A 20,578-nucleotide genomic window follows, 5' to 3' on the forward strand; every position below is an offset into this window, starting at 1 on the left:
AAGTTTATATGGATTCATTAACGCAAATAGTATTAGGTGCTGCTGTAGGAGAGGCTGTTTTAGGAAAGAAAGTAGGCAATAAAGCTATGCTTTTTGGAGCTATTGCAGGTACAATTCCAGACCTAGATGTTTTTACACGTTTTTTTACAGATACGATTTCTGCTATAGAATGGCATCGTGGCTTTAGCCATTCTATCTTTTTTTCAATCCTATTTGCACCTATTTTTGGTTGGATAGTTTTTAAACTACTACCCAAGAAAGAAGCAAGCTGGAAAGAATGGTCTTGGTTAATGTTCTGGGGACTTTTTACGCATCCAATACTAGATTCTTTTACAACATGGGGCACACAACTCTTTTGGCCGTTTAAAACCCGTTTAGCGTTTCAAAATATTTTTGTTATTGATCCTTTGTATACACTACCTTTTTTAGTGTTCTTGGTATTGGCTATGTTTCAAAAAAGAACTTCTGTAAAACGCAGAAAATACAACAACTGGGGATTAATCATTAGTTCTGCCTATTTGTTGTTATCGCTGGTATTAAAAGCAGTGACCTATCAGAAATTCACAACCGCTTTAACAGCGCAAGGTATTTCATATACAGAGATAGATACACGACCGAGTCCGTTTAATACCATTCTTTGGACCGCAAATGTTGATATTAAAGATGCTTATTTAATTGCCAATTATTCGTTTTTTGATACGAAACCTATTTCTTTTGAGTCCTACCCAAAACACCATGAGCTTTTAGGAGATTTAAAGAATAATGATAAAGTAAATCGTTTAGAGCGTATCGCAGAAGGGTGGTATATCATAACAAAAGATAACGGACAATTATTTTTCAATGACCTTAGGTTTGGTTTGATGAGTATGGATCCTAAAGAGCAGAATTTTGCGTTCAAATATCAACTCACGAATAAAGACGGGGATTTGGAAATAAAAGAAACCCCCAAAGATGTGGGGGATGCTAAGAAGTTAATGCGAGAACTTTGGAACCGAATCTTAGGAAACTAATACTGATGTGTTTATTACACAAAGCGTCTCGCTTCTAAAGATTTTTCATTTGCAGTTTATGAAATGAATCTGCCTGTAGCTTTAGCAATTCTTCTACTTTTTGTTTTTTATAATCGTAGATGGCTTGCTCCTCAGCAAGGTCCGCATAAATTTTATTATTTAATGCTTCATCTGTAGCCACAAGTAAATCGCGCTGCTTCACTTTTTGAGTCACCCAAGATTTAACAACACTTTCTTCCTCTTCAAGTTTATAATCATAAGTACCTTTTGGCGATAGAAGTTTCGCAATGATAGGCGAAGTTTCTATGGCAAGAAAAAGTAAGAAAATAAAGAATGAGGGCAACCATGGCAATTTATTTAATGCGGTGATTCTAGCCATAAGCCCATCAAAACCATCAATAATAGGTTGAGAATCTTTTACCGTAGTAGTGTATGCTGTTTCAAGTGCTGTAATCTTTGATGCTATTGCGGTTATTTTATTGGCATTTGTTTCTTTTAAATCGGAGAGCTCTTTTAGTGCTGCATCATGTTTGTCTCTTTTTTCTTTATATACGGGTCCTTTCCCTAAAAGCTTTGTTCCTGCAGTGCCTTCTGCTTCAGATATGTAAGTGTCGTATAGCGCATTGGTTTCTGCTTCCTGATCAATAATTTCGGTTTTTAAAGCGTCAATATCTTTATTTAACCCCTCAATTGCAGGGTTATATTGTAGTGCTATTTGATCTTTGTTGGCTAAGGTAAGTTCATTCTTTTGAGCTAATAAAACCTGATTAATTTCCTTTTCAAAAATTTTCATTTCTAGCGGCTTAGAGATTACAACGGCAATAATGACGGCCAAAATAATTCTTGGTGTTGCTTGCAAGAGCTCACTACTAAACGTATCCCTTTTTTTAATAGTAGAAACTATAAAGCGATCTAAGTTAAAGATTAGTAATCCCCACACGAGTCCGAAGAAAGCAGCAGTATAGACATTGTCAAATACAGTATATAAAGCATAACTACTAGCAATAAATGCCATTACAGCAGTAAAGAATACCGTAGCACCTATTCCTGCATATTTATTGCGTTCCCCTTGAGAACATTCAGCGAGTATTTCAGAATCTGCTCCTGAGCACAGAATAAAAAAACGTTGTAACATAATTGATTTTATTTTTGATTGATGAGTAACTAAAGTACAAATTCTATTTGAAAAATTATGTTAAACTAGCGCTATCGTACTGCAGGCGTTTCATCAGGAATATTTTAAGTATAAAAAAACCTCCATTTAGGAGGCTTTTTTGGAATCAATATTTTTAGTTTTTAATGACAATGGGCTCTTTTGAAATTTTCACGCTAGGGTATTTACTTCCCGTATTTCTAGTATCTATGTTTAAATTATTATTGTTTTTGATTAAATCAATAGCTTCGTCTGAAGTTATTGCTTTTCCTTCATAGTAGAAGTTGGCATCTTTTTTAGCCATTTCAATAACGTGGTCTAACGGACTCTTTGGTGGTGCTGGCGGAGCAGGTTCGTTTACCACAGCTAGTTCGCTTTTTAGGAGTTTTTCTTCCTGTTTTTGTAATGCTTTCTCTTGCTGTACCAGGATTTTCTCTTGTTCAGCCAAAATCTTTTCTTTTTGGTTTAACTTTTTTTCTTCCTTCTTTAACCTTTCATGTTCTGATACTACATCATTTGGTGTTTTAGGTGGTGCTGGCGGTAGCGGAATAGTACTGACTTCGCCTTTACCAACCTTTAGTGTTGATGGCGGCATCTGTGGCTCGGACATTGGTGGTTCTGGCATCTGTGGCTCGGACATTGGTGGTTCGGGCATCTGTGGCTCGGACATTGGTGGTTCGGGCATCGGTGGTTCGGGCATCGGTGGTAATTCAGGAAAAGCCTCTGCGCTCTTTTTTTGTTTGTCGGTCATGATGCTATAGAGATATTCCATACGGTCTACTTCTCCTTTTTTTATTCGCATGGTAGATGCATCCATACCATTGTACTTCCTGGCTAATTTATTGTATGCTGTTAGTTGCGTTTTCGTTGCACCGTCTTGCTGTTCTTTTTTTTCAACAATATCAATTGTAGCACAACCGTATTCTTCTAAAATTGTAGCTACGTTATTAACCGCTTGTCTTGGTGCATTGGGGCTAATATGTATTAATGCGCTAACTTGGTTAGATTTCTCTTCTTTTGAAAGGTCTGTATTTAACATGTATAGGTGTCGTTTTAAATCAGGTGCAGAAACTAGTTCATTTTGAATCAAAAATTGACCGTCTTTATTAATTAGAATATTTATTTCTCTGTCATTTGTAGTAAACTGTTCATTAAAAGCGCTTTTAGTATACACATGGACATGATAGGGTTGAGGGTAATGTTTGCTTCGTGCATTATCATATATGAAACGTGAAATATAATGGTAAAAATCAGAAGCTTTATATTTTTCTAATTGAGAGTTGTTTACAGATGCTCCATTAATCCAAATAGAAAACTTATTTCCATTTTTCCAATCATTTAGATTCTTTTCGGTAGGTGCTGTTGGAACGATTAGATGTCTTTTGTGTGATTCATTTTTTTCTTGACTTTTAATTTCTACTGAATCCTTAGTTATATTGATTTGTTTAATTTGAGTTTCACTAAAACCATAGAGAACAAGGGTTAAAAGAGGTAATACTAATAAACTGCGGAGCCAAATGGCTTTTTTTGATGTTGTTTTTTTCATGATGGTAAATCGTTTTTTGATTGATGAATAATTGATGGCATTTGCCAATTGGGTTTCGGTAGCATTTGATGAGAATGCCAATAATATTTTTTGGTAATTTGATAATTCAGCACCTTTTTGTAGTACTGCTTGGTCTGCTAAAAATTCGTGATTCAATTTGATAGCTCTTTTAAACAAATAGATCAAAGGATTAAACCATAATACTACTTGTGTTATTTCTATAAAAAGCACATCTATACTGTGTTTTTGAGCGGCATGTATTTGTTCATGCAACAACACTTCTGCTGGGATTTCCTGTGCTTCAAATTTTTGTTTGTTCAAAAAAATAAAATTAAAGAACGTGTGTGGCGATAGTCTTTCTTCTAACAATACATGAATACTTTGTTGGTATTTAATTTTAGGGTTTCTTCTTATGCGGGTACCTATTTTAAATAGGTTGCTACAAAATTTACAACCAAAAATTAAGACGCCAAGTCCGTAAATTGTCCAAAGAGTAGGTGTTAAATAATCTATTTTTTGAGAAAACACAGGTATTTCGTCTGAATTGATTTCTGATACATATGTATTCAGTATAGGTTCTGGAGTTATATATATGTATTCCGTAAATAATATAGCAGGTATTATTGAAGCAGCAATCAGCGAACTGATTAAATAAAACCGTTTGAAAGTGTGCATGCTTTCATTTTCTAATACGAGTTTGTAGAAAACAATAAAGATGGCTAGGCATGCTGTTACTTTTACAAGATATAGTCCCATACTTATTTCTTTTTCAGTTCACTATCAATTAAAGCTTTTAGGTCTTCCAATTCCTCTTTGGTAAGTGCTGTTTCTTGTGTAAAAAAAGAGGCAAACTGACTAGCACTGTCGTTAAAAAAGTTCTTTATGAGTCCGTTTACATGCTTAGAAAAATAATCTTTCTTTTTTACCAGCGGATAGTACTCTCTTGACCTACCTAATGTTTTATAGGCTATAAACCCTTTATCTGTCATTCTTTTTAGCAGTGTTGCTATAGTGGTGGTAGCAGGTTTGGGATCGTCATAAGATGCTAACAAATCTTTCATGAGAGCTGTTTTCTGCTTCCATAGTATATTCATTAATTCTTCTTCTGATTTTGAAAGTTGCATCCTTGATTCTTTAACTGTGTTCTACAAACATAGAATAAATATTTTAATTCTACAAGTGTAGAGGTTTAAATAATAAGTAAAAAAAAATCCATTCGTTTAAGAATGGATTTTAAAAAAGTGATACTAGTTATTATTCCTCTAATTTTTCTTCAGTAGCTTCTTCTTCATCTTTATCTTTTCCAAAGTAGGAAGCATATATCCCATAAAGGATAACAAGACCAACTAAGCCTAAAATTATTTTCCCTCCTAGACGGTCAAAAAATGATGCCGACACAGTTTCTGGAATTTCAATTTTTGCAAATGCTGCAATTTCTTTTATTTCTTCAGGAGATAACTCCACATAAGTTTCATCATCTACATACCCTGTAATAACGGCATCTGTATTACTGTAGGGTAACCAAACAATGTGGCTAATAGTATACATTTTTCCGATATCAAAATATCTACCGTCTTCTAACTGAAATTCTTCGGTATCAGGTAAGTCGGTAATTTTTATAATTTTTTGGGCTTCTCCATAAGGAATAGGAATTCTTGCTCTAGCAATAGCTGCATTTATTCCTAAAAATAGAAGTCCGACAGTAAGTAATGTGGTTAATTTCATTGGTTTGTTATTTATAAAATTGTTATAGATCTATACCTATGTAATCGTAAAATTTTGATTTATAGTATAAAATAATGGGTATTTCATCGAAAATATGCTGTAATCTATTTCATGTGAGTAAAATAAAAGGGTATTTGTAGTATTAGACTGTTATAAAGTATGCCTACTCTCATCAATTTTTTTAAGTTTGCAGGGATAAAAATTAAAAACATGAGCATACTAGAAGAATTGATAGAAAGAAGCGGAAACAAATGTGAATTATGTACATCAACAGATGATTTGCAGGTATATGAAGTTCCACCAGTTTCTATAAGCGGTGTAGATAGTAGTCTTTTAGCCTGTGGTGTTTGTGTAGATCAGATAGAAAATCCAGAGAATACAGATCCTAATCATTGGAGATGCTTAAACGATAGCATGTGGAGTGAGTATGACACAGTTAAGGTAGTAGCATGGAGAATGCTATCTCGTTTAAAAGGAGAGGGCTGGCCTAAAGATTTACTTGAAATGATTTATTTAGAAGATGAAACACTAAAGTTTGCCAAAGCTACCGGCGAAGGATTGGCGGAAGCGGATAAAATTATCCATAGAGATGTGAATGGGGTGATTTTAGAAAATGGGGATAGTGTTGTTTTGATTAAGGATTTGAAAATTAAAGGTTCTAGTCAGGTGGCAAAACAAGGAACAGCAGTTCGTAGAATTTCTTTAGATCGTGAGAATGCAGAATTTATAGAAGGCAAAGTAGGTCCTACGATGACTGTAATTGTTACTAAGTATGTGAAAAAACTATAAGGTCCTGTTTTAAGATAAAAGAAAGAGATTACATCTATTTGAATGGTGTAATCTCTTTTTTTTTGTTTCAGTAAATAATTCTTAGACTATAAGCATTTTGTGTCTTCTTGTAAATTTGGTAAAATTGTATTTGCTGAGTTTTCTGTTACTTCTTGACAATACAAGTTATTTGCAAGTATTCCTGTCTGGAAGAGCATTTGAATATAATACGTTTTTCCTGCTTCTACGGAAATAGTTATTTGTTCTTTTGCTGCTTTTTCTTTTGATTTTTTCCCTGCGAATTGTACTGAAAAAAGATGCGTTCCTGGCGCGACTTCATGAACGGAATAACGTTTGTTGTTAAGCTTACAGGTTAATTCGCCATCAATAAAAGCTGTAAAGCCTTGTGCGGAACCTTGAAATCCGGTAGTTCTCATAAAGTAAACTTTAGCAGTTTCTTGAGAATATCCTAGTTGCGTACTTAGTAGCATGCCTAAGATAATGAATAAGGTTTTCTTCATTTTTAAAATAAGGAATAAAAATTATTTTTCATACGTTAAGTGCTACTAGATTAGAGTGTAGCGTTGTATAAAGATATATTTATTTTCATTTAAAAAAACGAAATTATTTATCGGGTTATCACTTGAATTAGGAAAGTTTTAGATTGCTGAATTTGCGTTAGGGATAGCAGTGAAAAGCCCACAGCCGTTTTTTCGGCGAGGACTTGAAACATATAGCCCGACCTTTAGGTAACGCCATAAAAAAAAGTCCGTTTTCATAAGAGAACGGACTTTTTATTTTCAACTATTTTTTCTTAGGATTGTGCTTTTGCTTGATCCGTACGAAAATTAATTTATTTCGACTTTTTGAATTTTCACGTTGTTCTAATTCAAAAATATCAATAGACTTAATTAATGGGGTAAGCTTGTCAAAGCCATAATTCCTGGAATCGAAATTAGGTTGTTTCTTTTGAAGCAAACTCCCGACATCGCCTAGAAAAGCCCAACCATCATCATCTGAAACATCAGAGATGGTTGTTTTTATAAGTTGTATGTCTTTTCGAGTGATTTTATCTACCGTGTCTTTGGCATCGTCTTTCTCGGTATCGCTTTCTGGACTTTCGATTTTCGATTTTAGAATTTCAATATATATGAATTTATCGCAAGCGACAATAAACGGATTTGGTGTTTTCTTTTCTCCAATCCCGATGACTTTCATTCCAGCCTCCCGTAAACGTGTCGCAAGTCTGGTAAAATCACTATCACTAGAAACAAGGCAAAAACCATTTACCTTCTCTGAATATAAAATATCCATAGCATCAATAATCATGGCGGAATCTGTTGCATTTTTACCTGTAGTATACCCATATTGCTGAATAGGAGTAATGGCATTTTCTAACAATAGATTCTTCCATTTTGTTAAATTGGGTTTGGTCCAATCGCCATAAATTCTTTTAATGGTTGGATTGCCATACTTTGCAATTTCTTCCATCATTTCTTTTACTTGAGCAGAAGGAATGTTATCGCCATCAATTAGCACTGCTAAATTTATATTTGAATCCATTGTATCGTGTTTTACGGTATTACTTACTTGTTCTGTGTTCTATTTTTTAAATAATTCGGTATAATACTTATAAAAATAAGGAATAGTTTCTATACCTTTTAGATAATTCCAAACTCCGAAATGCTCGTTAGGAGAATGAATGGCATCACTATCTAAGCCAAAGCCCATAAGAATAGTTTTACTGTTTAGTTCTTTTTCAAAAAGCGCTACAATAGGAATACTACCACCACTGCGTTGGGGGATTGGTTTTTTACCAAAGGTAGTTTCATACGCTTTAGAAGCTGCTTGATAGCCAACAGTGTTAATAGGTGTTACATATCCCTGACCACCGTGATGTGGTTTTACAACAACTTTTACACCTTTAGGTGCGATGTTTTCAAAATGGGTTTTAAACAAGTCTGTAATTTCTTTCCAATCTTGGTTGGGTACCAAACGCATAGATATTTTTGCAAAAGCCTTACTTGCAATAACCGTTTTTGCACCTTCGCCAGTATAACCACCCCAAATTCCGTTTACATCTAAAGTAGGTCTAATAGAATTACGTTCATTGGTCGTATAGCCACTTTCACCATAAACAGCATCAATATCCAATGCTTTTTTATAATTCTCAAGACTAAAAGGAGCTTTCGCCATTTCGGCGCGCTCTTCTTTAGAAAGCTCTTCTACCTTATCATAAAAGCCCGGTATAGTAATATGATTGTTTTCATCATGTAAACTAGCAATCATTTTAGTTAAAATATTGATAGGGTTTGCAACAGCACCACCGTATAAACCAGAATGTAAATCGCGATTGGGGCCGGTAACCTCCACTTCAACATAGCTTAGGCCACGTAAACCCGTAGTAATAGAAGGTACATCATTAGCAATCATTCCAGTATCTGATATTAGAATAATATCATTAGCAAGTTTTTCTTTATTGTTAGCTACAAAAATGGCCAAGTTGCTACTACCAACTTCTTCTTCTCCTTCAATCATGAATTTTACATTACAAGGAAGTTGGTTTGTTTTCACCATATATTCCATTGCTTTTACATGCATATACATTTGCCCTTTATCATCACAAGCGCCACGAGCAAAAATTGCTCCTTCAGGATGTTTGTCTGTTTTTTTGATGACAGGTTCAAAGGGTGGAGAGGTCCATAAATTGATTGGATCTGCCGGTTGAACGTCATAATGACCGTAAACAAGTACGGTTGGAAGGGCTGGATTTATAATTTTTTCAGCATAAACGATCGGATAGCCATCTGTTTCACAAATTTCTACAGCATCACATCCAGCAGCTGTTAAAGCTTTCTTTACGGCATCAGCAGTATCTAGCACATCTTGTGTAAACGCAGTGTCTGCGCTTACTGACGGGATTTTCAATAGGTCTATAAGTTCAGAAATAAAACGCTCTTTGTGTTCAGAAATGTAATTTTTTATTGCTTCCATTTGTTATTTTTATTCGAGTATAAAGCTACAAAAAAGAAGTTTTTTCAAGTAAGTATTTCTAAATTGAATTTTTACTTTATATTTGCACTCCTTTAGCGAAAGAAATGGAAATATTTTTAGAGCAAAAAGGAAGTTTTTTGAAGGTAGCGTCGTCTCAAAATATCGAGATATAAACCTACTGGAATAAAAAATGCAGGCGTGGTGGAATTGGTAGACACGCTAGACTTAGGATCTAGTGCCGCGAGGTGTGAGAGTTCGAGTCTCTCCGCCTGTACAACGTAAAAAGCCTTTCGAGAAATCGAGAGGCTTTTTTTGTTTTTGTTCTGTTCTTTTATAAATATCGATTTTAAAACCTTGGGGGAAACAAGATTAATCTTGGGTGGCCAAGCTATTTTTTTGCAGTTCAAAGAAAGACAAAAGATAATGTATAAAAAAGCCAACTTAATCAAGTTGGCTTCTTTTATTTTTTGACTTCTCTTATTTCTTTCTACGCTTCATAATTAAACTATCTGCAGGATAATTATTTTTTAAAACATCCATTTGTGCTTTTGCCCAATGAATTATTTTTTCACGTTGCGCATCACTTAAATCGGCTTCAGAATGTAAGCCGAAATTAGTATAAGAGGCTAGTGGCATTTCTTTTTCTTCTACCATCTCTATGGTTTCCTCTAATTTATGGTTTTGAACCGCTATTGGCAGTGTTGTAAATGTTGAGAAGTTTAAGTGTCTTTTTCCATCTGCTACATGATCATTTAACCACCATGCTACCGGCTGAACATTTGCATACCATGGGTATTCTGTATTGTTAGAGTGGCAATCATTACAAGATACTTTTAATAGATGATTTACATCTTCTGGAATTTCATAGGCTGTAGAAATATCATGAGTCATATCATTAGAAGTGTTTTTTTCTGGACGAAAAAATTGAAGTACTACAAAGATTAGCCCAAGGCCAATTAATATTTTTTTCAGCATGAAGTTAGTTTTATTGAGGTGTTATTGTTTGATTATGTAATCTAAAGATAAACACATTTTTTTCAAAATAAAAAAAAGCCCCGAAAAAGAGCTTTTGATTAATTTTTAAATAGTTTTAAGTAGGTATATAATTCATATTTGTAGTAGTACTTTTTATAGGATTCCCAGTGCTGTTAAAATTAAACAAACAACCACACCTATAAGAATTAATACTAAAACACCAACCATAAGAGTTAGGAATCCGTTGAGTACTCTCGTACTAATCGTAACATCTTCCATAATGATCTTGTTTTGTTTAAATGTAGCAAATAAATATCTAATTTTCAATTATTTACTGGTGATAATCGATGAACGGTATGCAGTCTCTTTTCAAAAGATTAGTTAGAGCAACGTTTTGATATAATCCATAATTAGACCTGTTGCACCCTTCCTTTCTGTAATGTATCGGGTATTAATTTTTCCCGTCTCTTCATAATACTTTGGAGAAGAAATCAATTGATCAAGCGCAAGGGTGAAGCTTTTTTGGTCAGAAATAGAAATGACACCTTTTAGGGTAACTAAATCTTCAGCTTCCTTAAATCCAGCATATTTTGGGCCAATCAATACTGGAATTCCGAAAACAGCAGGCTCTAAAGTATTGTGTAAGCCCGTTGCAAAACCACCACCCACATAAGCAACATCAGCATAACGATATACTTTGGTAAGTATCCCTATGGTATCAATAATCAAAACTTCATAATCAGAAGGGTTTTTGTGAGCCAATTCAGAATATAAAATAGTTCTCTTTTGTATTGAGGATGCTAGTTTTTGAATCGCTTCTTTTTTGATGGTGTGTGGAGCGAAAACAAATTTTAAACTAGCGTTTGTGGTATTAATGTAGTCAACAATAATAGCTTCGTCTTCTGGCCAAGAGCTACCAGCAACAAAACAGTGTTGGTCTTGCTTAAATTTTTCCATGAAGTCTAGTGTATTATCTTGTTCTAGAATTTTTAATACACGATCAAATCGGGTATCACCACTAATAGTTGAGTTTTCTAGGTCAAGAGACCTTAATAAGTCTTTTGAATTTTGGTCTTGAACAAAAAAATGGGAGAAAGCAGATAAACTTTTTCGCATAAAACTACCATAACCCTTAAAGAAAATTTGTCGTTTACTGAAGATAGCAGAGATTAATAGCGTTGGAATTTTTCCTTTTTCTAATTCCTTTAGGTAGTTGGGCCAAATCTCATACTTCACAAATATGACAAGCGCCGGATGTACTATTTTTATGAATTCCGCTGCATTATGCTTTGTATCTATAGGTAGGTAGGTTATTAAATCAGCTGCGGTAGCATTTTTTTTTACTTCATAGCCAGAGGGAGAAAAAAAAGTTACTAGTATTTGGTAGTTGATATACTGTTCTTTTAATGCTTCAATTACAGGGAGTCCTTGTTCAAATTCACCTAGAGATGCTGTGTGAATCCAAATTACGGGAGCTTCTTTAGATACGCCAGCATTTAGCGTGTTAAAAACATGTTTTCTTCCAGTTACAAATAGCTTTAATTTTGGACTAAACAAAGCTAAAATCTTAAGAAAAAAGCCGGCAATATAAACGGAGCAATTATAAATAAAATGCACTTTAGAATTGTTTTTGGCTAAATTACGCTTCTTTATATAAATACATTGGGTGCTTTAGTGACTTTTTGTAATTTTACAGTTCTAATGATATAAGATGCGAAAAATTCAAATGGTTGATCTAAATGGTCAATACGAAGCCATCAAAGAACAAGTAAATGCTTCATTTACAACAATTTTAGAAACTTCAGCTTTTATAAACGGACCTGAAGTTCATAGTTTTCAGAAAGAATTAGAAGATTATTTAGGGGTTAAACATGTTATTCCTTGTGCAAACGGAACAGATGCTTTGCAAATAGCGATGATGGGTCTTGGGTTGCAGCCAGGAGATGAGGTGATTACGGCCGATTTTACTTTTGCAGCTACCGTTGAGGTAATTGCTTTATTGCAATTAACGCCTGTTTTAGTAGATGTCTTACCAGATACTTTTAATATAGATCCTGCGGCAATAGAACGTGCTATAACACCAAAAACTAAAGCTATTGTGCCAGTTCATCTTTTTGGGCAGTGTGCAAATATGGATGTAATTTTAGAAATTGCAGAAAAGCACAACCTTTATGTAATCGAAGATAATGCTCAAGCTATAGGTGCAACATACACTTCAAAAAATGGAACAAAACAAAAAGCAGGCGGTATTGGTCATGTCGCGGCAACATCTTTTTTCCCTTCTAAGAATTTAGGAGCTTACGGAGATGGTGGGGCTATTTTTACAAATGACGATGCGTTAGCACATACCTTAAGAGGTATTGTAAATCACGGCATGTATGAGCGATACCATCATGATGTGGTTGGAGTAAATTCTAGATTAGATAGTTTGCAAGCGGCAGTGTTGCGTGCTAAACTTCCATTGCTGGATCAATATAATGCTAAAAGAAGAGATACTGCACGTAAGTATTCTGCTGCATTTAAAAATGAATCGGCGATCGTTACCCCAGTTACCGTAAATGGTTGTGATGGGATTTGTGATACTTGTGACTGTCATGTTTTTCACCAATACACTTTAAAAATCACCAATGGCAAACGGGATGATTTGGTAAAACACTTAGCAGAAAAAGGAATTCCTTGTGGTGTTTATTATCCAATTCCATTACACAAGCAAAAAGCATATGTAGATGATCGTTATAATGATGCTGATTTTCCTGTAACCAATCAATTGGTGAAAGAAGTTATCTCATTACCGATGCATACAGAGCTTGATGAGGAACAGATTAACTTTATAACAAAGACCGTTATCGATTTTGTTAATGCATAAATAAAGATTGGTAGTAAATTTGATTTCATAAAATTATAATCATTAAATAAGATATAAATGAAAGTACTTGTTACCGGAGGATTGGGTTTTATTGGCTCTCATACCGTTGTAGAATTACAAAACAAAGGATTTGAAGTGGTCATCATTGATGATTTATCTAATTCAACAGAAAAAGTACTGGATGGTATTGTTGCTATAACTGGCAAAAAGCCCTTATTTGAAAAAATTGATTTGAAGGAAAAATCAAAAGTTGAAGATTTTTTCAAAAGGCATGCAGATGTTCAAGGGGTAATTCATTTTGCAGCCTCTAAAGCTGTAGGAGAAAGTGTAGAAAAGCCTTTGTTGTACTATGAGAACAATATAGGAACATTGGTTTATCTTCTAAAAGAATTAGCAAAAAAGGATAAAGCTAGCTTTATCTTTAGTTCTTCTTGTACGGTTTATGGGCAAGCAGATAAGATGCCTATTACAGAAGATGCTCCTGTGAAAACGGCAGAATCTCCTTATGGGAATACAAAGCAAATGGGGGAAGAGATTATCTCAGATACCTGTAAAGTGGTTCCTTCGTTAAACGCAATTGCGTTGCGCTATTTTAATCCAATGGGTGCACACCCGAGTACAGAAATTGGAGAATTGCCAATAGGAGTGCCTCAGAATTTGGTTCCTTTTATTACACAAACAGGAATAGGATTGCGTGAGCAGTTATCTGTTTTTGGTGATGATTATCCTACTTCAGATGGTACTTGTGTACGTGATTATATTCATGTAGTAGATTTGGCAAAAGCGCATGTGGTAGCTTTACAACGGCTTTTTGAAGCTAAAAACAAAGAAAACTATGAAGTCTTTAATTTAGGAACTGGAACAGGGAGTACTGTTCTTGAGGTGATTAAAAGTTTTGAGAAGGTTTCAGGGAAGAAATTAAATTATAAAATTGTGCCACGTAGAGTTGGTGATATTACAGAAGCGTATGCCAATACTGAAAAAGCAAACAATGAATTAGGTTGGAAAGCAGAATCTACATTAGATGAGGCTATGAAATCTGCTTGGGATTGGGAGCAAAAGGTTAGGGCTTAGGCTGATAATAAATTATAAATTTTAACAATAGAGCAGAAATATATGTATATTTCTGCTCTATTTGTTTATAAAAACTCCTGCAATGAAAAAAATCACTACACTTATTCTCTTTTTAGCTTTGACGTCATTTTTAAATGCACAAGATACTTATCTGCAATGTGGTAAAATTATAGACATGGAGTCTGGCAAAGTATGGTCAGAAAAAACAATAGTTGTTTCCGGAGCTAAAATAAAGGAGATAAAAAAGGGATTTGTCTCAGGGGATGGTGCAGATGTGGTGATCGATTTAAGAACAAGTACTGTGATGCCGGGTTTTATAGATTTGCATGTTCATATTGAAAATGAGTCTAATCCTAAGACCTATGTAGAACGCTTTACAGATAATGAAGCAGATATCGCTTTTAAATCTACTGTTTTTGCTAGGAAAACATTAATGGCTGGTTTTACTACAGTCCGGGATCTAGGGGGTTCTGGAGTAAATATAGCAATTAGGAATGCAATAAATAAAGGTGTTGTAGATGGTCCAAGAGTATTTACGGCTGGTAAATCTATTGCAACTACGGGAGGGCATGCAGATCCTACAAATGGAAGAAGTCATGAATTTACAGGAGATCCAGGTCCAAAAGAAGGGGTGGTAAATTCTCCTGATGAAGGTAGAAAAGCGGTTAGACAACGCTATAAAGATGGGGCTGATGTTATTAAAATTACAGCAACAGGTGGTGTTTTAAGCGTGGCTAAAAATGGTAAAAATCCACAATTTACAATTGATGAAATAAAAGCAATTACGGAAACTGCCGATGATTACGGAATGCTAACTGCGGCACATGCACATGGTGATGAAGGTATGCAAAGAGCGATAAAAGGCGGCATTAAGACGATAGAGCATGGCAGTTATATGAGTGATGCAACAATGGAATTAATGAAGCAATATGATGCGTATTTGGTGCCTACAATTACGGCAGGGAAACAAGTGGCAGAGAAAGCTGAGATAGAAGGCTATTTCCCAGAAGTAGTCGCGGTAAAAGCAAGAGAAATTGGACCGTTAATACAAGGGACTTTTGCGAAAGCGTATAAAAAAGGTGTTAAAATTGCTTTCGGAACAGATGCAGGTGTTTTTCCTCACGGTTTAAATGCTAAAGAGTTTGGGTACATGGTTGAGGCAGGGATGCCGGCCATTGAAGCAATGCAATCTGCAACGGTTACGAATGCAAAGTTATTAGGGGTAGAAGATGAGGTAGGATTGATTAAAGCGGGTTATTTTGCAGATATTGTTGCGGTTTTAGGTGATCCACTTCAGGATGTATCACAATTAGAAAAAATGACCTTTGTTATGAAAGATGGTCAAGTTTATAAAAATGAGTTAAAACCCTAGTCTGCTAGAACCAAAAACCACTTCTGTTTCGTAGATAAGGTATGATGCTTAATTTTACAGATAGCAACGCGCTTTTAACTGAATCAGTCGATAGTGGTCTTTATCAAAATCTTGTTGCCCAATTGGGTAAAGATTTTGGTTTGGCAAATATTGATATTGACTTGCCTTTTAATGTGAATCCTAAGAATTTAAAAACCATTTTACATCAAAAAATCTATAGATTAATGATGGAACGCTTTGCAGAATATCTTAATTTATTATACATTATAGACGTTCCGGAGAAGAAAGTAAAAAGTATTCAGGAAACAGATGTGGTAGACATATCAAACCAAGTTGCTTTTTTAATACTGCAAAGAGAATTTCAAAAAGTATGGTTTAGGCAGAAATATGCTTAAAAATATATTCTTACGAAAGGAATTAACGCATCAGAATAAATACTTTTATCATCATGAAGTACATTGTATTTTAATCCTACTGTAAAATTCCGATTTACATACCCAGCTCCTAAATATAACGCAGGGCTCCAATAATTATCTTTAAAATCTCCATCTATAAAAGAAGTGGTTCTATTTATTCTCAACTGTTCTAATTCGCCTGATAATTGAATGGCAGGAATTATAGTGTATAATGAAATTAAACTTCCGCCATACGCAGTAAGAGTATCATCATCAAATTTTGCATAACTAAAATTTAACTGTACACCAGCGGCAAATTGTTCAGAGACTTGGTAAATTGCACTTGGAGCAATAGAACCGTTAAAATAATTATTACCAAACCCTAATCCAATTCCGCCTCCAAACCGAACATTATCCCAAAATTCTCCAGAATTTGTCTGTTGCGAAAACGTTAGCGTTGATGAAAACGCAAAAAATAAAATTAATTGCCATTTTTTTAAGCACAAATCAGTCAAAAAATTCATAATTGTTATTTTTCTTTAATATTACCACCTAATATAGGACTAGATTTTTGAAATGTTGTATTTTTGACTAAATTTTATTCACAGGGAAGAGAAAATTATTTATGGATAAATATTCCTTTTTAAACGCTGCGCATACTTCGTTTTTTGCAGAGTTATATGACAAGTATTTAATTAATCCTGATAGTGTTGAGCCTAGTTGGCGTGCATTTTTTCAGGGTTTTGATTTTGGCCAAGAGAGTCTTTTAGATGAACTTGACTTACCAGCACAAAACAATGTTGCTGCTCCATCTGGTAGTTCTGAAATGCCACAATCGTTGCAAAAAGAATTCCAGGTTATTCGATTAATAGATGGGTATAGGTCCCGCGGACATTTGTTTACAAAAACAAATCCTGTTCGTGAGCGAAGAAAATACGAGCCTACTCTAGCTATCGAAAATTTTGGATTATCATCAGGAGACCTAAACACTGTTTTTACTGCAGGAGAGATTTTAGGAATAGGCCCAAACACCTTAACTGAAATTATTTCTCATCTGACAAACATCTATTGCGACGCTATTGGTGTTGAGTACATGTATATCCGAAGTCCTGAGCGAATTAAATGGATTCAGGATTGGCTAAATGTCAATGATAATCATCCTAATTTCGATGAGGAACGAAAGAAAAAAATTCTTAAAAAATTAAATCAAGCCGTTTCTTTTGAAAGCTTTTTGCATACAAAATATGTAGGTCAAAAACGTTTTTCATTAGAAGGTAATGAATCTTTGATACCAGCACTAGACGCTATAGTAGAGCAAGCAGCCGAAATGGGTGTAGAGCAATTTGTTATGGGTATGGCTCATAGAGGTAGACTTAATGTACTTACCAATATTTTTGGTAAAGCGGCGAAAGATATCTTTAGCGAATTTGATGGTAAAGATTACGAACAAGTAATTTTTGATGGTGATGTTAAATATCACTTGGGTTGGACTTCTGAAAGGATGTCTGATAATGGTAACAAAATAAAAATGAACATTGCTCCTAATCCTTCTCACTTAGAAACTGTTGGAGCAGTTGTTGAAGGGATTACAAGAGCAAAACAGGATGCACACTACAAAGATGACTTCTCTAAAGTGTTGCCAATTGTTGTGCATGGTGATGCTGCTATTGCAGGCCAGGGTATTGTCTATGAAGTTATTCAAATGGCTAATTTAGATGGCTATAAAACCGGTGGTACAATCCATATGGTAGTGAATAACCAAATAGGGTTTACAACAAATTACTTAGATGCTCGTAGTTCTACCTATTGTACTGATGTTGGTAAGGTAACTTTAAGCCCAGTTTTGCATGTCAATGCTGATGATGCTGAGGCTGTGGTTCATGCCTCTTTGTTCGCATTAGAGTATAGAATGCGTTATAAACGAGATGTATTTCTTGATTTATTAGGCTATCGTAAATATGGGCATAACGAAGGTGATGAGCCTCGTTTTACGCAACCTAAATTATATAAGGCGATTGCGAAGCATGAAGGTCCTAGAGACATATATGCAGCAAAACTTATTGCAGAAGGTATTATTGATGAGAATTATATTGGTAAATTAGAACAAGAATATAAAGATTCTTTAGAAACGGAATTAGAAGATTCTCGTAAGGAAGCTAAAACAATCATCACCCCATTTATGGCAGATGAATGGAAAGGTTTCGTTCGCGTTCAAGAAGATGAAATGGCGAAGCCAATTGATACTTCTTATCCAAAAGAAAAACTTACTATAATAGCTAATTCACTTACTAGCCTTCCAAAAGGTAAAAAGTTTTTACGTAAAGTAGATAAGCTTATTGAAGATCGAAGAAAAATGTTCTTTGAAAATGATAAGCTAGATTGGGCTATGGGAGAGCTTTTAGCTTACGGATCTTTATTACAAGAAGGATTCGGAGTTAGAATGTCTGGTCAAGATGTAGAAAGAGGTACTTTTTCTCACCGTCATGCTGTTGTTAAAGTTGAAGATAGTGAAGAAGAAGTTGTTCCTTTAAATTTAGTTGAAGGGAAAAAGGGCGATTTTCATATTTTTAATTCACACCTTTCTGAGTATGGAGTAGTAGGTTTTGATTATGGGTATGCCATGGCAAGTCCTAATACGCTTACTATTTGGGAAGCGCAATTTGGCGATTTTAGTAATGGTGCTCAAATCATGATCGATCAATACATTTCTGCAGCAGAAGATAAATGGAAATTGCAAAATGGATTGGTAATGTTATTGCCTCATGGTTATGAGGGTCAAGGTGCAGAGCATTCTTCTGCCCGTATGGAGCGCTTCTTGCAGCTTTGTGCAAGTGATAATATGTTTATGGCAGATGTAACAACGCCAGCAAATATGTTTCATTTGTTGCGTAGACAAATGAAGGCGAATTTTAGAAAACCTTTAGTGGTGTTTACACCAAAAAGTTTGTTGCGTCATCCAAAAGCAGTTTCTTCAGTAGAAGAGTTTGCTACAGGTAGTTTTCAAGAAGTAATTGATGATGGTACTGCTGATGTTAAAAAAATAAAAACACTAGTATTTTGTACGGGTAAATTTTATTATGATTTGTTAGCAGCTCGTGAAGAAAATGCTAGAGAAGATGTAGCTTTAGTTCGTGTAGAGCAATTATTTCCATTGCCAACGAGTAAAATGAAAGCAATAATGCGGAAATATGCTAAAGCAGATGATGTTGTTTGGGCACAAGAAGAGCCTAGAAACATGGGTGCTTGGAGTTATATTATGATGCATTTTAGTGAAGCAAATAAGTTAAGAGTAGCTTCAAGACGTTTTTATGCATCCCCAGCAGCGGGTAGTGCAGTACGTTCTAAACGTCGTCATCAAGAAGTTATTGATTATGTTTTTGATAAAACAAAAGATAACATGATTCGTAAGTAATCTTGTTAAGAACAATAAAAAAGATACAGGTTAAAAATTAAAATTATACAATAATGATTTTAGAAATGAAAGTTCCTTCACCAGGGGAATCTATAACGGAAGTTGAAATTGCTGCTTGGTTAGTTCAAGACGGAGATTATGTAGTGAAAGATCAAGCTATTGCAGAAGTAGACTCAGATAAAGCAACCTTAGAATTGCCTGCTGAAGAAAGTGGTATTATCACCTTAAAAGCAGAAGAGGGTGATGCTGTTGCAGTTGGAGAAGTCGTTTGTTTAATTGATACAAGTGCAGAGAAACCTGCAGGCGAATCAAAAGCAGCTGCTCCGAAGGAGGATGTAAAAGAAACTCCAAAAGAAGAGAAAAAAGCACCACAACCTGTACAAGCAAAACAAACTTATGCATCAGGAGTAGCATCTCCTGCCGCTAAGAAAATATTAGCAGAAAAAGGTATGGAGGCTAGTGCTATAAAAGGTACTGGTAAAGATGGTAGAATTACTAAAGAAGATGCAGTTCAAGGAGTGCCTTCAATGGGAACTCCTACTGGTGGTAAAAGAGGAGAAAGTAGATCTAAATTGTCCATGTTACGTAGAAAAGTGGCAGAGCGTTTAGTTGCTGTGAAGAACGAAACGGCAATGTTGACTACCTTCAATGAAATTGACATGTCTCCTATATTTGAATTAAGAAAACAACATAAAGATAATTTTAAAAACAAGCATGGTGTTGGCTTGGGCTTTATGTCATTTTTCACTTTAGCCGTAGTTAGAGCTTTGGAACTTTATCCATCTGTGAATTCTATGATTGATGGAAAAGAGATGATTACTTATGATTTCTTCGATATTAGTATTGCGGTTTCTGGTCCAAAAGGATTAATGGTTCCTGTAATTAGAAATGCAGAAAACTTAACTTTTAGAGGGGTAGAATCTGAAGTGAAGAGATTAGCTATACGTGCTAGAGAAGGTGAAATTACTGTGGATGAGATGACGGGTGGTACCTTTACCATTACAAATGGTGGTGTATTTGGTTCTATGTTATCTACACCAATTATTAATCCTCCTCAAAGTGCTATTTTAGGAATGCATAACATTGTTGAGCGTCCTATCGTTCGTAATGGAGAAATAGTAGCTGCACCGATAATGTATGTTGCATTATCATACGATCACAGAATAATTGATGGTAAAGAATCTGTAGGTTTCTTAGTAGCTATTAAAGAAGCTTTAGAAAATCCAGTAGAATTATTAATGGATGGCAATCTAAACAAAGCGTTAGAATTGTAATTCAATACTATTTA

The 20,578-nt window shown here is 34.8% G+C and carries 18 protein-coding genes and 1 tRNA gene; 9 read left to right on the forward strand and 10 right to left on the reverse strand.

Going from position 1 to position 20,578, the window contains the following annotated elements; all coding sequences use genetic code 11:
* The first annotated feature begins 8 nt into the window (after nt 1–8).
* Nucleotides 9–1,010, forward strand: a complete 1,002-nt coding sequence (locus tag GQR94_RS10740; protein WP_158975499.1) for a metal-dependent hydrolase — start codon at nt 9–11, stop codon at nt 1,008–1,010.
* 34 nt (nt 1,011–1,044) lie between these two features.
* Here GQR94_RS10740 and GQR94_RS10745 read toward each other — a convergent pair whose 3' ends face one another.
* The 4 genes from GQR94_RS10745 to GQR94_RS10760 form a co-directional block, all read right to left on the reverse strand.
* Entirely contained in the window at nt 1,045–2,145 is a 1,101-nt protein-coding gene (locus GQR94_RS10745) for a DUF4407 domain-containing protein (RefSeq protein ID WP_158975500.1), read from the reverse strand.
* 154 nt (nt 2,146–2,299) lie between these two features.
* Entirely contained in the window at nt 2,300–4,465 is a 2,166-nt protein-coding gene (locus GQR94_RS10750; protein ID WP_158975501.1) for a M56 family metallopeptidase, read from the reverse strand.
* 2 nt (nt 4,466–4,467) lie between these two features.
* Nucleotides 4,468–4,833, reverse strand: coding sequence for a BlaI/MecI/CopY family transcriptional regulator (locus tag GQR94_RS10755; protein ID WP_158975502.1), 366 nt, complete (start codon nt 4,831–4,833; stop codon nt 4,468–4,470).
* Nucleotides 4,834–4,963: 130 nt separating this feature from the next.
* On the reverse strand, nt 4,964–5,434 hold the full coding sequence (locus GQR94_RS10760; RefSeq protein ID WP_158975503.1) for a hypothetical protein: 471 nt from the start codon (nt 5,432–5,434) through the stop codon (nt 4,964–4,966).
* A gap of 210 nt (nt 5,435–5,644) precedes the next feature.
* Between GQR94_RS10760 and GQR94_RS10765 the strand changes: the two genes are divergently transcribed.
* Nucleotides 5,645–6,223 (forward strand): alkylphosphonate utilization protein, encoded by a 579-nt coding sequence (locus GQR94_RS10765; protein WP_158975504.1) that lies wholly within the window; start codon nt 5,645–5,647, stop codon nt 6,221–6,223.
* A gap of 86 nt (nt 6,224–6,309) precedes the next feature.
* Here GQR94_RS10765 and GQR94_RS10770 read toward each other — a convergent pair whose 3' ends face one another.
* The 3 genes from GQR94_RS10770 to GQR94_RS10780 all read right to left on the reverse strand — a co-directional run bounded on the left by GQR94_RS10770 (nt 6,310) and on the right by GQR94_RS10780 (nt 9,196).
* Nucleotides 6,310–6,723, reverse strand: a complete 414-nt coding sequence (locus GQR94_RS10770) for a DUF2846 domain-containing protein (RefSeq protein ID WP_158975505.1) — start codon at nt 6,721–6,723, stop codon at nt 6,310–6,312.
* A 283-nt stretch (nt 6,724–7,006) separates the two neighbouring features.
* Entirely contained in the window at nt 7,007–7,765 is a 759-nt protein-coding gene (locus tag GQR94_RS10775) for an NYN domain-containing protein (RefSeq protein WP_158975506.1), read from the reverse strand.
* 39 nt (nt 7,766–7,804) lie between these two features.
* Nucleotides 7,805–9,196 (reverse strand): dipeptidase, encoded by a 1,392-nt coding sequence (locus tag GQR94_RS10780; RefSeq protein ID WP_158975507.1) that lies wholly within the window; start codon nt 9,194–9,196, stop codon nt 7,805–7,807.
* Nucleotides 9,197–9,388: 192 nt separating this feature from the next.
* Here GQR94_RS10780 and GQR94_RS10785 point away from each other — a divergent pair.
* Nucleotides 9,389–9,470, forward strand: a tRNA-Leu gene (locus GQR94_RS10785).
* Between the two features lie 203 nt (nt 9,471–9,673).
* On the opposite strand, the gene GQR94_RS10790 is transcribed toward GQR94_RS10785, so the two are convergent.
* On the reverse strand, nt 9,674–10,171 hold the full coding sequence (locus tag GQR94_RS10790) for a heme-binding domain-containing protein (RefSeq protein WP_158975508.1): 498 nt from the start codon (nt 10,169–10,171) through the stop codon (nt 9,674–9,676).
* 381 nt (nt 10,172–10,552) lie between these two features.
* The gene (locus GQR94_RS10795; protein ID WP_158975509.1) at nt 10,553–11,788 is read right to left on the reverse strand and encodes a 3-deoxy-D-manno-octulosonic acid transferase; all 1,236 of its coding nucleotides are present in this window, start codon (nt 11,786–11,788) and stop codon (nt 10,553–10,555) included.
* A gap of 94 nt (nt 11,789–11,882) precedes the next feature.
* On the opposite strand from GQR94_RS10795, the gene GQR94_RS10800 reads away from it, so the two are divergent.
* The 4 genes from GQR94_RS10800 to GQR94_RS10815 all read left to right on the forward strand — a co-directional run bounded on the left by GQR94_RS10800 (nt 11,883) and on the right by GQR94_RS10815 (nt 15,878).
* Nucleotides 11,883–13,037: a DegT/DnrJ/EryC1/StrS aminotransferase family protein gene (locus GQR94_RS10800; protein WP_158975510.1), complete on the forward strand. Its 1,155-nt coding sequence runs from the start codon at nt 11,883–11,885 to the stop codon at nt 13,035–13,037.
* Between the two features lie 57 nt (nt 13,038–13,094).
* On the forward strand, nt 13,095–14,111 hold the full coding sequence (gene galE / locus GQR94_RS10805) for a UDP-glucose 4-epimerase GalE (protein WP_158975511.1): 1,017 nt from the start codon (nt 13,095–13,097) through the stop codon (nt 14,109–14,111).
* Between the two features lie 82 nt (nt 14,112–14,193).
* On the forward strand, nt 14,194–15,483 hold the full coding sequence (locus tag GQR94_RS10810) for an amidohydrolase family protein (RefSeq protein WP_158975512.1): 1,290 nt from the start codon (nt 14,194–14,196) through the stop codon (nt 15,481–15,483).
* Nucleotides 15,484–15,524: 41 nt separating this feature from the next.
* Nucleotides 15,525–15,878, forward strand: coding sequence for a hypothetical protein (locus tag GQR94_RS10815; RefSeq protein WP_370458290.1), 354 nt, complete (start codon nt 15,525–15,527; stop codon nt 15,876–15,878).
* Here the strand turns inward: GQR94_RS10815 and GQR94_RS10820 are convergent.
* A complete protein-coding gene (locus GQR94_RS10820) occupies nt 15,875–16,402 on the reverse strand; it encodes an alpha-ketoglutarate decarboxylase (protein ID WP_158975513.1) in 528 nt (175 codons plus the stop codon). The two genes, GQR94_RS10815 and GQR94_RS10820, sit on opposite strands and share 4 nt — an antisense overlap.
* 101 nt (nt 16,403–16,503) lie before the next feature.
* Here GQR94_RS10820 and GQR94_RS10825 point away from each other — a divergent pair, with 101 nt between their 5' ends.
* On the forward strand, nt 16,504–19,290 hold the full coding sequence (locus tag GQR94_RS10825; protein ID WP_158975514.1) for a 2-oxoglutarate dehydrogenase E1 component: 2,787 nt from the start codon (nt 16,504–16,506) through the stop codon (nt 19,288–19,290).
* Nucleotides 19,291–19,343: 53 nt separating this feature from the next.
* Entirely contained in the window at nt 19,344–20,564 is a 1,221-nt protein-coding gene (gene odhB / locus GQR94_RS10830) for a 2-oxoglutarate dehydrogenase complex dihydrolipoyllysine-residue succinyltransferase (RefSeq protein ID WP_158975515.1), read from the forward strand.
* The last annotated feature ends 14 nt before the right edge of the window (nt 20,565–20,578 follow it).

This window comes from Cellulophaga sp. L1A9 (assembly GCF_009797025.1).
In the GTDB taxonomy this organism is placed as follows: domain Bacteria; phylum Bacteroidota; class Bacteroidia; order Flavobacteriales; family Flavobacteriaceae; genus Cellulophaga.

Bases quoted from the DNA above. Each gene is read 5' to 3' on its own strand.
- GQR94_RS10745 (WP_158975500.1), bottom strand. From the start codon at position 2,145: ATGTTACAACGTTTTTTTATTCTGTGCTCAGGAGCAGATTCTGAAATA.
- GQR94_RS10800 (WP_158975510.1), top strand. From the start codon at position 11,883: ATGCGAAAAATTCAAATGGTTGATCTAAATGGTCAATACGAAGCCATC.
- GQR94_RS10775 (WP_158975506.1), bottom strand. From the start codon at position 7,765: ATGGATTCAAATATAAATTTAGCAGTGCTAATTGATGGCGATAACATT.
- GQR94_RS10815 (WP_370458290.1), top strand. From the start codon at position 15,525: ATGATGCTTAATTTTACAGATAGCAACGCGCTTTTAACTGAATCAGTC.
- GQR94_RS10810 (WP_158975512.1), top strand. From the start codon at position 14,194: ATGAAAAAAATCACTACACTTATTCTCTTTTTAGCTTTGACGTCATTT.
- GQR94_RS10750 (WP_158975501.1), bottom strand. From the start codon at position 4,465: ATGGGACTATATCTTGTAAAAGTAACAGCATGCCTAGCCATCTTTATT.
- GQR94_RS10755 (WP_158975502.1), bottom strand. From the start codon at position 4,833: ATGCAACTTTCAAAATCAGAAGAAGAATTAATGAATATACTATGGAAG.
- GQR94_RS10765 (WP_158975504.1), top strand. From the start codon at position 5,645: ATGAGCATACTAGAAGAATTGATAGAAAGAAGCGGAAACAAATGTGAA.
- GQR94_RS10780 (WP_158975507.1), bottom strand. From the start codon at position 9,196: ATGGAAGCAATAAAAAATTACATTTCTGAACACAAAGAGCGTTTTATT.
- odhB (WP_158975515.1), top strand. From the start codon at position 19,344: ATGATTTTAGAAATGAAAGTTCCTTCACCAGGGGAATCTATAACGGAA.
- GQR94_RS10820 (WP_158975513.1), bottom strand. From the start codon at position 16,402: ATGAATTTTTTGACTGATTTGTGCTTAAAAAAATGGCAATTAATTTTA.
- GQR94_RS10760 (WP_158975503.1), bottom strand. From the start codon at position 5,434: ATGAAATTAACCACATTACTTACTGTCGGACTTCTATTTTTAGGAATA.
- GQR94_RS10770 (WP_158975505.1), bottom strand. From the start codon at position 6,723: ATGAAGAAAACCTTATTCATTATCTTAGGCATGCTACTAAGTACGCAA.
- galE (WP_158975511.1), top strand. From the start codon at position 13,095: ATGAAAGTACTTGTTACCGGAGGATTGGGTTTTATTGGCTCTCATACC.
- GQR94_RS10740 (WP_158975499.1), top strand. From the start codon at position 9: ATGGATTCATTAACGCAAATAGTATTAGGTGCTGCTGTAGGAGAGGCT.
- GQR94_RS10790 (WP_158975508.1), bottom strand. From the start codon at position 10,171: ATGCTGAAAAAAATATTAATTGGCCTTGGGCTAATCTTTGTAGTACTT.
- GQR94_RS10825 (WP_158975514.1), top strand. From the start codon at position 16,504: ATGGATAAATATTCCTTTTTAAACGCTGCGCATACTTCGTTTTTTGCA.